Source organism: Serratia sp. BNK-12 (assembly GCF_047456085.1).
Classification (GTDB): domain Bacteria; phylum Pseudomonadota; class Gammaproteobacteria; order Enterobacterales; family Enterobacteriaceae; genus Serratia; species Serratia liquefaciens.
In genome coordinates this window covers 4261733-4276978 of the sequence record NZ_CP179896.1, presented here as the reverse complement: position 1 = coordinate 4276978, position 15246 = coordinate 4261733, and the positions used below count along the sequence as shown (strand labels likewise).

Genomic DNA, 15246 nt, shown 5'->3' with positions numbered 1-15246 from the left:
GCAGAAAAATGGTCGGCACGACGATCGGTACCAACGCCGCGTGGCATGGGCAACAGGCCACTTATTTCATTGAAGATAAAGACGATCATATTTACAACTCGTTGGTGAAAGCCATTGTCGAACATCGGTTGCTGCCCGGCAGCAAATTGCCGGAAGAAGCCTTGGCCGAGACCTTCGGCGTAAGCCGAACCGGGATCCGTCGGGTACTGCAGCGCCTTGCCGCAGTGCAATTGGTGACCCAACTGCCCAAACGTGGTGCACAGGTCGCTACGCCCGGGCAGGACGAGGCAACCCAGGTGTTCCAGACGCGCAAGATGCTGGAATGCACCAACCTGCCGCAGGTGCTTGCCCACTGCGACGAAAATCATCTGCTGGCGATGGAGGAGATCGTGGCGCAGGAACAGCAGGCGCACCGCGATCAGGACGGCGCTGCGGCGATCCGTCTGTCCGCCGCGTTTCACGTTCAACTGCAGGCTATCGCCGGTAATCAGGTGCTGACCGAAATGGTGTCGCAGCTCACTTTGCGATCGTCGCTGGCGATTGCCGTTTATGGTTCACCCTGGCAGCAGGGATGTCGCTGCCACGATCACAGCGATTTGCTGGCGTTGTTGAGGGGGAAAGACAGCGCGGCGCTGGCAGATCATATGGTCCGCCATTTTGACGATATTGTGGCTAATTTACGGTTTAACCACGACGCGAATGAAACGCCGGATTTCGCCCATATTTTTGCCGACGCCGATCCGCGGGAGACGCTATGACAACTCGCTGCATTATTCAGGTCATCAATCCGAACACCAGCCAGGCAATGACCGAAACCATCGCCGCTGCGGCGCGTGCGGTGGCTGCGCCGGGCACCGAAATCCTGGCGGTCTGCCCGCAGGAAGGGGCGCCATCGATAGAGGGACATTTTGACGAAGCCATTGCTGCCATTGGCGTTTTGCAGCAGGTGAAAGCCGGCCGAGAAGCCGGTGTGAGCGGTCATGTCATTGCTTGCTTTGGCGATCCGGGTTTGCTGGCCGCGCGTGAGCTGGCCGACAAGCCGGTGGTCGGTATCGCCGAGGCGGCAATGCACATGGCGACGCTGGTGGCGACGCGTTTTTCCATTGTTACCACGCTGCCGCGCACGTTGGTCATTGCAAGGCATTTACTGCATCAATACGGTTTTGAGCGGCACTGTGCGGCGCTGCATGCGATTGATCTGCCGGTGTTGGCGCTTGAGGACGGTAGCGGTCGGGCTCAGCAAAAAGTGCGTGAGCAGTGCATCCGGGCTAAGCAACAGGATGGCAGCGGGGCGATTGTGCTTGGCTGCGGCGGCATGGCCGATTTGGCGCGCGAACTGACGCTGGAATTGGGGATCCCGGTAATCGACGGCGTCAGCGCTGCGGTAAAAATGATCGAATCGCTAAGCGCGCTCGGTCTGAGCACCAGCAAGCACGGCGATCTGGATTTTCCGCGGGCAAAACCTTTGTCCGGCATGTTCAGTCATTTTAACGGGTGATCGGTAAGGGGAAACAACGATGAGTGATTTCGCGTTCAATAAAGATTATCCCCGTGATTTGATCGGCTACGCCGGTCGTCCGCCGCATGCTCGTTGGCCTGGTCAGGCGCGCATCGCGGTGCAGTTTGTCCTCAATTATGAGGAAGGGGCTGAAAACAACGTGCTGCATGGCGACGCCGGCTCCGAACAGTTTCTTTCCGATATCATCGGCGCGGCCAGCTATCCAGAACGGCATATGTCGATGGATTCTCTTTACGAATATGGTTCACGCGCCGGGTTCTGGCGCATCCACGATGAGTTTCAGCGTCGCGGCCTGCCCTTGACGGTGTTTGGCGTGGCGATGGCGCTGGCGCGTAACCCGCAGGTGGTCGAAGCGATTAAAAATGCCGGTTACGATGTGGTCAGCCACGGCTGGCGCTGGATCCACTATCAGCAGATGGATGAAGTGACCGAACGGCAGCACATGCAGCAGGCGATGACGGTATTGCGGGATCTGTTCGGCCAGGCACCGCTCGGTTGGTATACCGGGCGGGACAGTCCCAATACCCGTCGTTTGGTGGTAGAGCACGGTGGCTTGCAATACGACAGCGACTATTACGGAGACGATTTACCGTTCTGGACCGAGGTGCAGTGCGCCAATGGTGAAACAAAGCCGCACCTGATCGTACCCTATACCCTCGAGGCCAACGATATGCGCTTTGCCTCGCCACAGGGGTTTAACACCGGCGAGCAGTTCTTTACCTATCTGAAAGACAGCTTCGACGTGCTGTATGCCGAAGGCGAGGAGTCGCCGAAGATGCTGTCGATCGGCATGCACTGCCGTTTATTGGGCCGTCCGGGCAAGTTTCGCGCGCTGCAGCGATTCCTGGACTATATCGAGCAATACGATCGGGTTTGGGTATGTCGACGCCAGGATATTGCTGACCACTGGCTGGCACAACATCCCTTTAAGAAGTAAAAAAGGGCCGATGTGGCCCTTTTCGTTATGTTTGAGCGCAGGATTCACTCCTGCATGGATCAGAACAGTACGGAGTAGTTCAGACCAAAGGTACGGCCGCGGCCTTTATAGCTGTAAAGCTCGGGCGAGCCGTAGGTCGGGCTATAGAGAATGGGTGCGCGCTGGCCCCAAACGGTGGTGTATTCCTTATCCAGCAGGTTTTCCACGCTGAAGCTGAGTTTACCCACCGGCAACGCGTAGCTGCCGAGGAAATCGATGGTGTTGTAGCCATCAATTTTACGTCCCTGGGTAGAGCCGGCCTTGGTGTAATCGCCGTCATCCGATACGTCGAAAGTCTGCTGTGACTGCAGGCGCAGGTTCCAGTCGCCCGGCGCCCAGCCGACATAGGCAGTCACTTTGGATGGGCTGGCGGTATCCACTACCAGCTTTTTCCATTCGCCGTTGACCTTGGTCTCGGAGCGGATGAAGTTAAAGTTGGTGCCCGCGCTCCAGTCGCTGTCTTCGAAGAAGTAATCGACCGCGCCTTCCATCCCGTAAATACGGCGTTTGTCCGAGTTGACGTTAATGGTCATGTCGGTTTTGTTGATCGAAATACTCTTATCGGACAGGGAGTAGTAGCCGGCAATCTGCGTGCGCAGGTTATCGCCGGTGTAACGCCAGCCAAGTTCGTAGGAGTTAACCTTAATGCCTTCCAGCTTGGAGTCGCCAACGTTGACGCTTTTGTTCAACTGGTAGTGGCCGTTGTTCAGCGCATAGGTACCGTTGCCGTAATATTTGCCCGGATCCGGGATCTCGTAACCCTGCGAGAAGTTGATCCAGGTCTGCTGGCGTTCGGTCAGGTGTGCCAACAGGCCGGCGTTGAACAGGGCGTTGTTGTAGTCCGTTTTCCCGCCCGGGATAGCATCAGCCGAGGTGGCGGCGCCGGTAGCGATAGCCTGCTGCTGGTTGTAGCCGACGAAGTCATCAATCTTGTTTTCGGTGTACTGGTAGCGCACGCCGCCGCTCAGGGTAAAGATAGGGTTGATGTCGTAGCTGGCCTGCAGGAAGGACGCCAGGTTGGTGGTGCTGTAGCCTGGGTAGCGGCCGGTGTTATAGGCGTTTTGCAGGTCCATACCGCCAGACTGCTGCGCTTTCGCCAGATCGAAGAACTGCTGGTTGGAGTTGAACGTCTCATGCTCGGCGTCGATGCCGTAGGTTAACGTCAGGGCCTCGATCGGCTTACTGTTCAACGTCAGTTTGCCGCCGTAAAAGTCGGTCTTTTGCTGGGAAGCGCCGATGCTGCTGACGTAATAATCCGGGGCTTTGCCTGCCAGCGTCGGGAACGGATAGAAGGTCAGCGACTCATCGCGATAGTAGACCTGCGCCACCAGATCCTGGCCGAGGAAATCGGTGTTGGAGTACTGCAGGTTGATCAGGTGGCGTTCGGTGCCTGGAATACGATCCGAATTGAGATTACTGCTGTTGTACGCCTTGGCGCTGCCGGTCACCGCGGCGAAATTTTCCCCCAGGAACAGGCCATGGTCGCCATCGGACTGGCTTTTGTAATACTGAGTGGTCAACTGCAACTGCTGGTGGTCATCGATATTGATGGTGCCGGTGCCCATCACGTCGAGGCGATCGGAATATTGCAGGCCGGTCTGAGTATTATCAATCAGGACTTCGTTGCCCTTGCCGTCATACCAGCCACCGTAGCGCTGATAGGAGACCGACAACCGGCCCGAGGCGTTGTCGTTGCCGCCGCTGACCGCTGCCGCTACGTTCTCGTCGTGGTCGGTGTGGCCGCCAAAGCCGGTTTTACCGCCGATCTGCAGTTCAACCTGCTGCTCTTTCTGGCCTTTTTTGGTAACGATGTTGATCAAGCCACCGGTGCTGCCGCCGCCGTACAGCGAGGTAGCACCGGAGATCACTTCAATGTGATCGATATTAAAGGGATCGATCGAATCCAACTGGCGACTGTCGCTGCGCGATGAGTTCAAACGTACGCCGTCGATCATCACCATCATTGAACGGCCGCGCAGGTTCATGCCGTAGTTGGTACGCCCCTGACCGCTGACGTCCATGCCCGGGATCAACTGCGCCAACATGTCCTTGATCTCTTTGCCGCCCTGGACTTGCTGCTCAATTTCCTGGCTCTCAATCACCCAGGTGGTCTGCGCCATTTCTGCCACTGTACGGTGCGTACGGCTGGCGGAAACCACCATTTGCTCTTCGCTTTTTTGTTCTTCTGCCCAGGCCGTAGGGGCGAGCATCGCCAGCAGGCAAGGGTTTAATACCCAGAGGTGTTTGCGTTTCATCGTTATTTTCCAGAGTGTCCCATATTGGTGTGTAGTTAAAACTCGGTGTAATTGAGCATGACGTGCTCGGCGCGGGACGGAATACCCGGCTGCCGACTACGCCATTGGATCACAGCCGGGGTGGACGTTAAATCGAACTGGTCGCGTCCTAAAGCCCGGTTGAGAATGCGTGCCGAACGCCAGGCCATCAGGCTGAGCTGGGGTTCGGCGATGCCGTGGCTGTGCATGCCGGCATTTACGGCAAACAGGCAGTTTTCCTTGGGGCCTTCCCACTCCAGGCTGAAGTCGGGGGCTACGCGGAACTGGTCATCGGCGGTGGTCAGCAGGCGATTGGCCAGCGGTTCGAGGAACGCCGGACGATCCTGCTGATAGCCGGTGGCGAAAATCACCACGTCGGTGTCGAAGGTTTCTTTACCCTGATCAAGATGGTGATGGGTAACCAACTGCCAGCCATCGCCTGCGGCCTGGATTGCCGCCAGCGAGCGGCTTGGCAGCAGGTGCGCCCAGGGCTTTTCGCGCAACACTTCAAACTGGTGATACATCGCGCGGTAAATAGCCAGCAGCGAATCGCTGGTGATGCCGTCAGAGGTCATCTTCTGCTCGATCAGCATGCGCTGCTTGGCACCGTCGTTCAGGCCATAGAAGCTGTCAACGTAGTCCGGCGTGAAGTACTCGTTGGCGAAGGCGGCTTCATCCAGCGCGTTATAGTTATTGCGGCGCGAGATCCAATTCAGTTGCGCAGGCTGCCCCCATTCGGCGCGGAAGATGTTCAGGAACAGGTCTGCACCGCTCTGGCCGCCACCGACGATGGTGACGCGTTTTCCGGCCAGGTTCGGGTTGCGCATCGTCATTTCGCTGGCATGGAAGCAGCGATCGTTTTGCTCGGTAACGCAGTCCGGCAGTTTGATGCGTTTGCCTATGCCCAGGCAGACGTGGCGCGCCCGGTAAGTCGCACGCTGGGTAGTGACGACGAATTGGCGCTGCTGGTCGTCAAAATCGACGCTCTGAATATCCTGACTGAACTCCAGCGACTTCAGCCCGTTGGCGGCCCAGTCCAGGTAGTCGGCGAACTCTTCGCGCGACACCGTACGCAGCTCGGTGGTCAGGAATCGATAAAACTTCTTCCTTTTCACCAGGTAGTTAAGAAAGCTGTAGGGATTGGTGGGCGATACCGCGCTGACCAGATCTTTCAGGAAGCTGGTCTGCATATGGCAATCCGGCACCATCATGCCGGGATGCCAGGAAAAGTGCGGCTTGCGTTCGAGGAATTTACTGTTAAAACCGGCAACTTCACTGCCGAGTGCGGCAATGCTGAGGTTGAACGGGCCGATACCAATGCCGATGAAATCCAGGGGCTGATTCATTGGGCAAACTCCTTGGTGACCAAGTAAAGAGGGTTATCCAGATCCTGCAGATAGTTTGGCAACATGCGGCTGCCGCCATCCTGCTCTGAGTAGGTGAGTTTTACCGGGTTGAGCACCACGCGAATAATTTGTGGTTTGAAAAGATCAAACAACGCAAAGCGTTCCGCCATGTCCGGATGCTGTGCCATATAGCCTTTCAGCACCTGTGCCAGCAGTTGATAGAAGCGGGTTTCACTGACCCCACAGGCCTTCATCAGCGGCGAGATAAAGCGCAGCACGGTGACGAAATGCCCGGTTTGCAAATCATGGATCAAATAGTCGGCGGACAGGCGCACGGTGACGTCTCTCACCACTTTCGGCAGTGATGCTGCCTCGGGGAAGTCCTGATCCACCAGACGCATATCGCCCTGGAAGTCTTTCAACAGCACGCGCTGCGGCACATGATCTTTCATCACCAGCGTGATGTTTTGCCCATGGGCGATCAGCGCTACGCCGTAGCGGCACATCAGGTGGTACATCGGCACCACCACCACCCTGAACATCTGCTGCAGCCAGGCTTCAGCGCTCAGGCCGGAACGGGCGATATAGGCGGCAATCAGCGGCTGGCCGTGGTTGTCGGTTTCCATCAGCGTCGCCATCAAGATGGCCTGTTCGCCTTCCTGCAGGTAGCAAGAGGGGTTTTCACGCCAGATCACCCCCAGCATTTCCTGGTAGCGATAAGGCGCTTTGGCCAAAGAGGCGTAGGTCGGGTGGGTCATATAGCCTGCCGCCGGCTCGCCGAGGATCTCGGCACCGCTGGCGCTCAGCGTATCGTCCTCGGTAAAAATCTGCTGCAGCCAACGGGAAGCGGCCGGCCCGGCGCTGATGTACTTGCCCGGAATGCCGCGATAGCACGAGGTGTTGTAAATGGTCAGCGGTAGCTTGATGTCGAAAGCGGAACGGCGGCTGATGTTGGTCAGCGTGCGTAACGATTGCTGCGCCAGATAGCTGTCGCCGAATTCACCCAGTTCCACCAGATCCCCTTCGGCCAACTGCGGCAGGAAGTGCAAAGCGATCTTTTGCTGCCACTGCCACGGGTGCAGCGGGACCGGGATCCAGTCATGGGTCAGTTTCAGCTCGCGCCAGCGGCGGTCGAAGCGTTGGCGTTCGGCACTGTCCATCGCGCTGTTAAGCAGGTTATCCAGTGAATACTCTTCGTCGGCGCACCAGACAAAGCTGCCGCGTTTAGCCGCCACCCAGTACAGTTGGAACTGCCCCTGGTATTCGGGCGCGTACTGATGCAGCGCGGTCAGGCCCCAGCCACGACGACCTTTATTGAAGATAAACTTGGGGTGTCCGGCCAACAGGCACTGCAGCGCGTCAGCATCCAGGGCAATCAAATCCTGTGCGCTCATGCCGTGACGGGCGGACAGCAACTGCATATCGCCGCGCAGCGTGGCGTACAAATCCTCCAGATGTTCGGCGACCTGCGCATCGTCCATTTTCAACACCTGAGCCAGTTGGCGCAGCGTTTGGTCGGCGGCTAACGGCGATTGATCGCAGGCCAGCGTTGCCGGGTCGATGTGCAGCCAACCCCAAATGCCGCGTTCGGCGCTGAAGCTATACTGAGCGTCGCCCAGCAGAATGCGCCATTGCTCGCCGTGCTGTTCGGCCTGCAGCGTGCGTTCATATTCCAGCTCTGCGAGGATCTTGGCGATCATCTGGCGGTTTACGCGCTGCCAGTCGGCGTAATCTACGGTGTTCATACTGAAGCCCCCCGGAAGAATTCATCACGCTGATTCATGATCAAACGCGAGCGCTTATGCGGGAAATCGAACTCTTTGACTGTGTGGTAGCCGGCTGTCGGCAGGTGACGGAACAGTCGCTGGTTATCCGCGCGCGGTTCGGCGACCACGCGCGTGGTGCGCGGTTCATCCAGATACAGATAATGCGTCAGGCCGCGTAGCCAACTGCGGATGTATTGCGCGCCGCGGCAGTCTTCTTCACCGACCAGCATGTGCAGCCCGCGGTCGAACGGCTGCCAACGGTAGTGGCGGCCGATGCGATCTTCCGGAGCCCAATAGACTTCGAAATAGCCGAACGGGCGATCGTCAAAGCACCCCAGCAACGGATAGCAGTAGCTGGAGTCCAACTGACGCTGCAGGTAGGCGGCCTGGGTTTCGAGCGGGCCACTCATTTCCCAGAAGGCATCCACGCGCGGTGAATTCATCCAGCGGGTGAACTGCTCGGCGTCGTGTGCCACTTCCGGCAGGCGGAAGCTCAGGGTTCGCTTGAGCTGCGGATCGTAACGACGATACACCTCGCCGCTGGGGCGAGCGGGGCGCTGTGGGAACCACAGGCTACGCTCGGCGTCATACTGCATTTTCCCGGACGCGGAGTGTCGTTCGGCACCGAGCCACAGCGGTAACTGATAAAAGGTTTCGCGCGCCAGATAGTCACTGCTGGCTAACGCGAACAGCGCCTGTGCCTGCGGTTCTTCGCACCATTGCGCATAGGGCAAGGTGACACCGCTGAGCTGTGGTGCCGCCACCAGCAACTGGTCCAGCGCCTGCACCAGCCAGTCCTGCGGCAGTGGCCCCGGATAGTGCAACACCGCGCTACCGTCCAGGCCCAGACTGAGTTGCAGCGCCTTTCCCAGCTGCTCGCAGCAAAAACCGTTGCCGGCATGCGTCAGTTTGGCTTGCGGCATCATTGAGCGGCTCCCTGGCGCAGCGGGTTGACGAAGTCGAAATAAATCACCGCCGGATCGACGATGGTGTTTTCGTTATGGTCATGCAGGTAACAGAAGAAGTTGCCTTTGCAGTTCCAGTGGCTGCTGTCGAGGACGTAGTCCAGACACAGGGTGTTTTTGGCGTTGGCACGCAGACCACTCAGCGCATCGCGCACCCGGGCCATCAGCTGTTCTTCAGTGTCGAAACCGGCCGCGGCTAACGCCGCAGTGACCGCCAGGCTGGAGTTCACCAGCAGGTAGTAAGGGAAGTAACGCAGTAACTGCTGTTCGCTGAAGCGGTTTTCCGCCTCGGCCTCGCCAATTTCTTCTAACCACGGCCCGGCGTCGCGGGTAAAGCCGCTGCCCTGACAGTCGCGATACAGCATGCCGATCGGCAGATCCTGCTGCATTTCCACCAGAATATTTTGTTGGTGGGCCAGCAGCACCAGCCCGTAATCGGCTTCGGTGCTGAACAGCGGCAGTAAGACGTGTTGGCAGTAAGCATCCAGCCAGGTATGAGCGGCCTGTTGCACCGGCAGATTCAGTCGGGCGGCTAAACGTCGCACCGCCGCTGCCAGCAGGCTGTCACCGCCGTCCGGTGCGGCCTGGGTCAGGGTCACCAGCACATTGGTCTGACTTTCCGGCTGCTCAAACAGCAGGTTATCGCGCAGTGCCATCAGGCTTTCTTCCTGAATCGTCCCGTCCGCAGAACGCAGCCCGGCCCAGCCGTCTTCCTGCATCACGCGGAAGGTGGGATAACGTGCCTGCAGTTGCTGCCAACGTGGCGTTTGCGCCAAACGAGCCAAACGGATGCCGCGCTTCACTTCTTTTACCGACAGGGTACGCACCGAGTTGGTCAGGCGCACGCTGAGGGAGAATTTAATCATGTCGCGATTGCTGGCGCTGTACAGCGAGCGGGAAGAGCTGGTTGGCAGCCAGCGCTCGCCGGCTTCGCCCAGATCGCTGAGTAATCCCTGGGTCACCAGTTCCTGGCACCAGGTCTGAGTCAGTAAATGGTCGGCCTGCCACGGATGCATCGGCAACAGCCAGACGTCATCGGTAAAATGCGCCAGCAGTTGCGGTGCGCTTTCGGCGGCAAAACGCTGCAGGCGCTGCTGCAACGTCAGGTTCAGGCTGTCGCCGCACAGGTGGTTTTTATCGACGGCAAACCAGCGCAGCGGGAAACGGGCACCAAAATCTGGCAGGTAACGGCGCGCCTGCTGTTCGTCGAAAGGTTCATGGGATTTAGGCGCCGGGTGGAAGGCGTGGCCTACCAACAGACCCTGTTCCGCCTGAGCGAAGTTGAGCGGCTTGTCGCGCAGCGTCGGCCAGTCCAGGCGAACCGCGATCGCCTGTTGGGTATTGTCATGACTCTCCAGTACGCGCTGGCGGAAACGGGTAACGACCTCATCCGGCAGTTCCCCCTTCACCGACGGTTTTTCCAGCAACAGGGTCACCAGTTGCTCCACGCTCAGCGCAACACCAGCGCCGTCGTCTTGCTGATGCAAGCGGGCAGGGAACAGATACTGGTGATGTTGGGTGGGGGAGGTGTGACGTAAAGTGATGCGGATAGCCTGAGAAGGCGAAAGTGGAATATGAAGCTGCGGATACTGTTGGTTGTTGGCCGCCGGAACGATTTGCCAGTCCCGGGTTTCACGCATCAACGCGTTGAGAAAACATTGCGCAGCCACGTCGGTCGTCGCGGTTTCAAACTGGATTGTCATGATCCCATTTCACTATTGAATCAATTGAGAATGATTCTTATATCAATAATATTTATTGTTATCAATCGTCGTATGATACAATTTTTCAATGAATTGAACATAACCTTATAATTTTATTAACGGTAAATTTACGTTTGATGCATATTTCATCTCCCCCTAAATCACCGCCAATAGCGAATACGTCTCCTTCCAACTGGCCGCTGGCGTTGTGCGCCGGGCTGCTGGGTATCGGGCAAAACGGCCTGCTGGTGGCGTTACCGGTGCTGGTCAGCATGACCCAGCTGTCGCTTTCAGTCTGGGCCGGGCTATTGACGCTCGGCTCGATGCTGTTTTTGGTGGGGTCACCCTGGTGGGGCAGGCAGTCTGAAATTCGCGGCTGCAAGTTCGTAGTAACCATGGCGTTAGCAGGGTATTTGTTCAGTTTTGCTTTACTGGCATTGGCGGTTTGGGGGTTGGCGGCTGGCTGGCTTTCATCGACGCTGGGGCTGGGCGGCCTGATTGCGGCACGCATTATCTACGGGCTGACGGTGTCCGGCATGGTGCCAGCGAGCCAGACCTGGGCGCTACAGCGTGCCGGCTATGAACAGCGTATGTCGGCGCTGGCGACCATCAGTTCCGGGCTGAGCTGCGGGCGACTGTTGGGGCCGCTGTGCGCCGCGCTGGCGTTGTCGATTCATCCGATGGCGCCGCTGTGGTTGATGGCGCTTGCGCCATTGATCGCCCTATTGGTGGTGTGCCGCCAGCATAACGATCCACCGCTGCCGCCGGTTGCCCATCAGCAAAACCGACTTCGCCTCAATATGATGCCCTACCTGCTGTGCGCACTGTTGCTGGCCGCGTCGGTCAGCTTGATGCAATTGGGATTGGCACCGCATTTGACCGGTTTATTCAGTCATTCCGCCACCACCGTCAGTCATCACGTTGCGGTGTTGCTGAGCGTGGCGGCGGCCTGTACGCTGTTGGCTCAGTTTCTGGTGGTGCGCCCGCAGCGTTTTAGCGCGTCGCAGCTGCTGCTGATTGCCGCCGTGCTGATGATAGTGGGACTGGGCCTGATGTGCGCTCAGCCTTTGGCGCTATTCTATGTCGGTTGCGCACTGGCCTCTTTTGGCGCAGCCATGGCGACGCCGGGTTATCAACTGATGTTGAACGAGAAATTGTCTACCGGCAAAGGGTCGGGGGCCATTGCTACCAGCCATACGCTGGGTTACGGCCTGAGCGCATTGATGGTGCCGGTGGTGGCCAAATTTTATGGTGAGTCGCAGCTGATTGCGGCGGCTTTGACGATGGCGGTTCTGCTGGGGGGTATCAGCGGCTGGCTGTGGCGCCAGCACCGCATCAGTGCAAATTCTGCGGGAGAGTAACAAGTATGTCCGGCGCATCAAGCTACAGAATTTTTGATATCACACTGAAAATAAAAGAAAACGTATCACCTTCCTTGCTGCGTTGCGTTTTTGAGGGGCCGGATGTCCATCGCATGAAGCTGGAGGCGCCGGATCAGCGCATCAAACTGTTGTTCCCGGCCGAAGAGGGGCAGATCCTGCGTCTGGAAAACAGCGACGACTGGTATCGCGACTATATGGCGATACCGAAAGATCAACGCCCGGTGATGCGCACCTATACGCTGCGGGCGCTGCGTACCGAACAGAATCAAATGGACGTCGAGTTTGTGCTGCATGGTGTGAACGGCCCGGCCTCGGCGTGGGCGACCCATGCCAAACCGGGGGATGTTATTCAAACCGTAGCCCCCAATGCCGATTTTGACGGTGACAGCGGCGGTTACGAATGGGTTCCCCCGAGCGAGCTGCAGCAGGCGCTGTTAATCGCCGACGAGACGGCGGTACCGGCGGCGGTAGGCATTCTGGAACAGCTGGCGCAGCGGGCCAATCCGCCGCGGGTACAGGCTTTCTTCGAGGTTCCTGTGGCGGGCGACTGCCTGAACATGGATCGCTTCCCATTCGCCGAGGTCTATTGGCTGCCGCGTGACGTCGGGCATCAGCAGATGCACGGTACGCTGCTGGTGGAGTCGGTGCGCCAACGGGTAAATATTCCCGAATCGGCGCGGACGCAAGCGCAGTCGCTGGCGGAAAACAGTTTGGGCGGCGATCTGCTGTGGGAACGAGCCGAAGGGGCGAAAAGCTTCTACGCCTGGGTTGCGGCAGAGTCTTCCGCGGTGAAGGCGCTACGCCGTTATCTGATTGGCGAACGCGATCTCGATCGCTCCACCGTTAACTTTATGGCGTACTGGTGTTGAGGGACCCGGTCAGTAACCGGCTTCACTTTGATAGCGCACTGCCAGCAGTACAGCGGTGCTGCCATCAAAATGATACAGGGCAATATAGCCGCTGTTGCCGAAATCGTTCGGCCATTCCCTAAATTCAATTTCCATATCTTCAATGGGCCGACCGGCCTGAGGATGATGGGCCAGGATATTGATGCTGCTACGAATGGATGCCACGGCCTTTTGCGCAGCGCTTCGCGCTTTTCTTCTCGCTCGACGTATTCACGGATAGCCTCGCGCATAATCCAGTGCGCACTTCGCTGACGCGTGGCCGCGATTTGTTGTACCCGTTGCTTGAGCTCATCATCAATTTTTATCGATGTAGCCGTAGTCATAAGTAGCCTCAGTTAGCTAAAGGTAATACCTCTGACGACTATAAGGCTCAACATGCCAGACTATCCATTTTTTGTGCGCCGGGTTTGCCTTAAGCCATCAAGCTCACGTGCGCGGCGACGATGCGCCAACCGCAGGGCAATTTGACCCAGGTTTGCATCTGGCGGCCAACGCTTTCGCTGCCGGGGCGGCGGAATTCGGTACTGGCGACGGCCATATCGTCACCGTAGGTGGTGATAACGGTGTTCTCCAATAGGCGATCCAACCCTTTGGAAGGACGCTGTTGGCGGAAGTCACGGATCTGATCGATGCCGTACAAATTCTCCGTCGCGCCGTAACGGACGGTACGACCATCGTGCCAAAACAACTCATCCAGCACCTCAATATCATTGCCGATCAGCGCCTGTTCGTAACGGTAAAAGGCGGCGTTCACCTCTGCCAGCACCGCCGGACGATCGATATACTCACTTTTCATCATTTAGTCCTGTTTTCCCGGTAAAACACATCTTGCCACGCCACGTTGTTCCAGCGCATAGGCGGCACGCAGTGCCAGATCCTCTCGCCAGGGGGGGGCAATCAGCTGCAGGCCTATCGGCAGGCCAGAGTCGGTTTTCAGCGGCACCGTCACTACCGGCAGGCCGAGGAAAGAGACCGGCTGCGTCAGCATGCCCATACTGGCGCGGATCGGCAGATCCGTGCCGTTGATATGCATGGTTTCCTGGCCGATCGGCGTGGCGCTGCAGGGCGTTGCGGGGGCGATGAGGATGTCCCAGCGTTCGAACAGCGGCAGCACCTGTTGCTGAAAATGGGTACGAAAGCGCTGCGCCTGCACATACCAGGCGGAGGGCAGCATGGCACCGGCCAGCAGGCGTTCACGCGACAGCGGCTCAAAGCGGTTTGGCTGGCTGCGCAACAGCGGCAGATACTGATTGCCCCCCTCGGCGGCGCTGATGATGAACGCTGCCGACCGGGCCAATTCGGCCTGCGGAAATTCAACTTCAGCCACGGCCTCCAGTGCCTGCGCAGCCTGTCTTACAGCGGTTTTAGCATCATCGTTGCACCATTGCTGAAAATACCCGCCCAGCACCGCGCAGCGCAGGCCTTGTTGGCCACGGGGCAACAGCGATTCGGTTTGCGTGACCGGTTTATCCGCCTGAAAACGGTCTTCAATATCCGTGCCCTGCATCACGTCATACACCGTTGCCAGATCTCGCACCCGGCGGGCAAAGGGGCCGAGATGATCCAGACTGGCGACGAATGGCTGACTACCGCTGCGCGACAGACGGCCAAAGGTTGGCTTCAGCCCAAAGATGCCGCACAGCGACGCGGGTACGCGTATTGACCCATTGGTGTCGCTGCCGAGGGAAAATGTCACCAGCCCGGCGGCGACCGCCGCTGCCGAACCGCCTGAGGAGCCACCGGCAATACGCGTGGTGTCATGCGGGTTACGCGTCGCGCCGTAGTGGCTGTTTTCGGTGGTAAAACCGTACGCATAGGCGTCCATATTCAGCATGCCGGACAGCAAGGCACCTTGGCCGGCCAGTTTGCCGATCGCCCAGGCGTCCTGTTTGGCCGGCGGGTTATCGCTGAACAGACTGGCCCCCGCCAGGGTGGTTTCGCCGGTGACGTCGAACAGGTTTTTTACCGCGTAAGGGATCGCCGCCAGGCTCGGCAATGGGAGACCTTTGGCACGTGTGCGATCGAGGTGATCGGCTTCGCTCAACATGCGTTCGCGCGTGATGTGGGTATAGGCGTTCAGCGCCGGATCCCGTGCGTCAATATTCTCTAACGTCTGTTGGGCAATCTCACGTGCAGAAATCGCACCTTGCTTCAGGGCCGCGCGGATCTCGGCGATCGATAGGGCACTTAACGAATTCATGCGCGATACACTCCTGCGATCTCCAGGCGTGGATCGAGCGGGAAGGCCATCAAGGGTTCCGCCAGTGCAGCAATGCGATTGAACTGGGTCAGCAGTTCCTGACGGCGCGCGTCATCCATTTCCAGCGCCAGTATCGCTTCCATTTGGCTGATATAGGCCGCCCAGTCGACGACAGGTTGGTTTTTCATTTTACTTCTCCCCAATAAAA

The 15246-nt window shown here is 58.3% G+C and carries 14 protein-coding genes and 1 pseudogene; 5 read left to right on the top strand and 10 right to left on the bottom strand.

Features of this window, described 5'->3' with window-relative positions; translation table 11 throughout:
- The first annotated feature begins 8 nt into the window (after nt 1–8).
- From ACMGG1_RS19975 to puuE, 3 genes are read left to right on the top strand one after another with little or no spacing between them, the layout of a single operon-like run.
- Complete coding sequence (locus tag ACMGG1_RS19975; protein WP_020825330.1) at nt 9–758, top strand: GntR family transcriptional regulator; 750 nt, start codon at nt 9–11, stop codon at nt 756–758.
- The gene (hpxA, locus tag ACMGG1_RS19970) at nt 755–1498 is read left to right on the top strand and encodes an allantoin racemase (protein ID WP_046374450.1); all 744 of its coding nucleotides are present in this window, start codon (nt 755–757) and stop codon (nt 1496–1498) included. Before ACMGG1_RS19975 ends, hpxA begins: the two co-directional genes overlap by 4 nt.
- 19 nt (nt 1499–1517) lie before the next feature.
- Nucleotides 1518–2456: an allantoinase PuuE gene (puuE, locus tag ACMGG1_RS19965; protein ID WP_020825332.1), complete on the top strand. Its 939-nt coding sequence runs from the start codon at nt 1518–1520 to the stop codon at nt 2454–2456.
- 59 nt (nt 2457–2515) lie between these two features.
- On the opposite strand, the gene ACMGG1_RS19960 is transcribed toward puuE, so the two are convergent.
- The 5 genes from ACMGG1_RS19960 to ACMGG1_RS19940 are packed head-to-tail and all read right to left on the bottom strand — an operon-like array spanning nt 2516 to nt 10548.
- A complete protein-coding gene (locus ACMGG1_RS19960) occupies nt 2516–4750 on the bottom strand; it encodes a TonB-dependent siderophore receptor (protein ID WP_414160971.1) in 2235 nt (744 codons plus the stop codon).
- Nucleotides 4751–4785: 35 nt separating this feature from the next.
- Nucleotides 4786–6114 (bottom strand): lysine N(6)-hydroxylase/L-ornithine N(5)-oxygenase family protein, encoded by a 1329-nt coding sequence (locus ACMGG1_RS19955; RefSeq protein ID WP_414160970.1) that lies wholly within the window; start codon nt 6112–6114, stop codon nt 4786–4788.
- Nucleotides 6111–7859 carry an aerobactin synthase IucC gene (gene iucC, locus ACMGG1_RS19950; protein ID WP_414160969.1) on the bottom strand — a complete coding sequence of 583 codons (1749 nt, stop codon included), beginning with the start codon at nt 7857–7859 and terminating at the stop codon, nt 6111–6113. Before iucC ends, ACMGG1_RS19955 begins: the two co-directional genes overlap by 4 nt.
- The gene (locus ACMGG1_RS19945) at nt 7856–8806 is read right to left on the bottom strand and encodes a GNAT family N-acetyltransferase (protein ID WP_048759745.1); all 951 of its coding nucleotides are present in this window, start codon (nt 8804–8806) and stop codon (nt 7856–7858) included. The genes iucC and ACMGG1_RS19945 overlap by 4 nt, the downstream gene beginning before the upstream one ends.
- Complete coding sequence (locus ACMGG1_RS19940; RefSeq protein WP_116691239.1) at nt 8803–10548, bottom strand: IucA/IucC family protein; 1746 nt, start codon at nt 10546–10548, stop codon at nt 8803–8805. Before ACMGG1_RS19940 ends, ACMGG1_RS19945 begins: the two co-directional genes overlap by 4 nt.
- Before the next feature lie 137 nt (nt 10549–10685).
- Here ACMGG1_RS19940 and ACMGG1_RS19935 point away from each other — a divergent pair, with 137 nt between their 5' ends.
- Both ACMGG1_RS19935 and ACMGG1_RS19930 read left to right on the top strand, forming a co-directional pair.
- On the top strand, nt 10686–11909 hold the full coding sequence (locus ACMGG1_RS19935) for an MFS transporter (RefSeq protein ID WP_259219011.1): 1224 nt from the start codon (nt 10686–10688) through the stop codon (nt 11907–11909).
- A gap of 5 nt (nt 11910–11914) precedes the next feature.
- Entirely contained in the window at nt 11915–12799 is an 885-nt protein-coding gene (locus tag ACMGG1_RS19930) for a siderophore-interacting protein (RefSeq protein ID WP_414160968.1), read from the top strand.
- Between the two features lie 9 nt (nt 12800–12808).
- On the opposite strand, the gene ACMGG1_RS19925 is transcribed toward ACMGG1_RS19930, so the two are convergent.
- The 5 genes and pseudogenes from ACMGG1_RS19925 to hpxX form a co-directional block, all read right to left on the bottom strand.
- A complete protein-coding gene (locus ACMGG1_RS19925) occupies nt 12809–13003 on the bottom strand; it encodes a type II toxin-antitoxin system RelE/ParE family toxin (RefSeq protein WP_238387424.1) in 195 nt (64 codons plus the stop codon).
- A pseudogene (locus ACMGG1_RS19920) lies at nt 12991–13161 on the bottom strand (CopG family ribbon-helix-helix protein); the annotation flags it as partial. The pseudogene ACMGG1_RS19920 and the gene ACMGG1_RS19925, both read right to left, overlap by 13 nt.
- Nucleotides 13162–13250: 89 nt before the next feature.
- Nucleotides 13251–13634, bottom strand: a complete 384-nt coding sequence (gene hpxZ / locus ACMGG1_RS19915) for an oxalurate catabolism protein HpxZ (RefSeq protein WP_041415223.1) — start codon at nt 13632–13634, stop codon at nt 13251–13253.
- Between the two features lie 3 nt (nt 13635–13637).
- Nucleotides 13638–15038, bottom strand: a complete 1401-nt coding sequence (locus tag ACMGG1_RS19910) for an AtzE family amidohydrolase (RefSeq protein ID WP_130016286.1) — start codon at nt 15036–15038, stop codon at nt 13638–13640.
- Nucleotides 15035–15226: an oxalurate catabolism protein HpxX gene (hpxX, locus tag ACMGG1_RS19905; protein WP_115059989.1), complete on the bottom strand. Its 192-nt coding sequence runs from the start codon at nt 15224–15226 to the stop codon at nt 15035–15037. The genes ACMGG1_RS19910 and hpxX overlap by 4 nt, the downstream gene beginning before the upstream one ends.
- Nucleotides 15227–15246 lie beyond the last annotated feature (20 nt).

Coding starts and splice junctions, on each gene's coding strand:
- ACMGG1_RS19975 (WP_020825330.1), top strand. CDS start 9: ATGGTCGGCACGACGATCGGTACCAACGCCGCGTGGCATGGGCAACAG.
- hpxA (WP_046374450.1), top strand. CDS start 755: ATGACAACTCGCTGCATTATTCAGGTCATCAATCCGAACACCAGCCAG.
- puuE (WP_020825332.1), top strand. CDS start 1,518: ATGAGTGATTTCGCGTTCAATAAAGATTATCCCCGTGATTTGATCGGC.
- ACMGG1_RS19960 (WP_414160971.1), bottom strand. CDS start 4,750: ATGAAACGCAAACACCTCTGGGTATTAAACCCTTGCCTGCTGGCGATG.
- ACMGG1_RS19955 (WP_414160970.1), bottom strand. CDS start 6,114: ATGAATCAGCCCCTGGATTTCATCGGCATTGGTATCGGCCCGTTCAAC.
- iucC (WP_414160969.1), bottom strand. CDS start 7,859: ATGAACACCGTAGATTACGCCGACTGGCAGCGCGTAAACCGCCAGATG.
- ACMGG1_RS19945 (WP_048759745.1), bottom strand. CDS start 8,806: ATGATGCCGCAAGCCAAACTGACGCATGCCGGCAACGGTTTTTGCTGC.
- ACMGG1_RS19940 (WP_116691239.1), bottom strand. CDS start 10,548: ATGACAATCCAGTTTGAAACCGCGACGACCGACGTGGCTGCGCAATGT.
- ACMGG1_RS19935 (WP_259219011.1), top strand. CDS start 10,686: ATGCATATTTCATCTCCCCCTAAATCACCGCCAATAGCGAATACGTCT.
- ACMGG1_RS19930 (WP_414160968.1), top strand. CDS start 11,915: ATGTCCGGCGCATCAAGCTACAGAATTTTTGATATCACACTGAAAATA.
- hpxZ (WP_041415223.1), bottom strand. CDS start 13,634: ATGAAAAGTGAGTATATCGATCGTCCGGCGGTGCTGGCAGAGGTGAAC.
- ACMGG1_RS19910 (WP_130016286.1), bottom strand. CDS start 15,038: ATGAATTCGTTAAGTGCCCTATCGATCGCCGAGATCCGCGCGGCCCTG.
- hpxX (WP_115059989.1), bottom strand. CDS start 15,226: ATGAAAAACCAACCTGTCGTCGACTGGGCGGCCTATATCAGCCAAATG.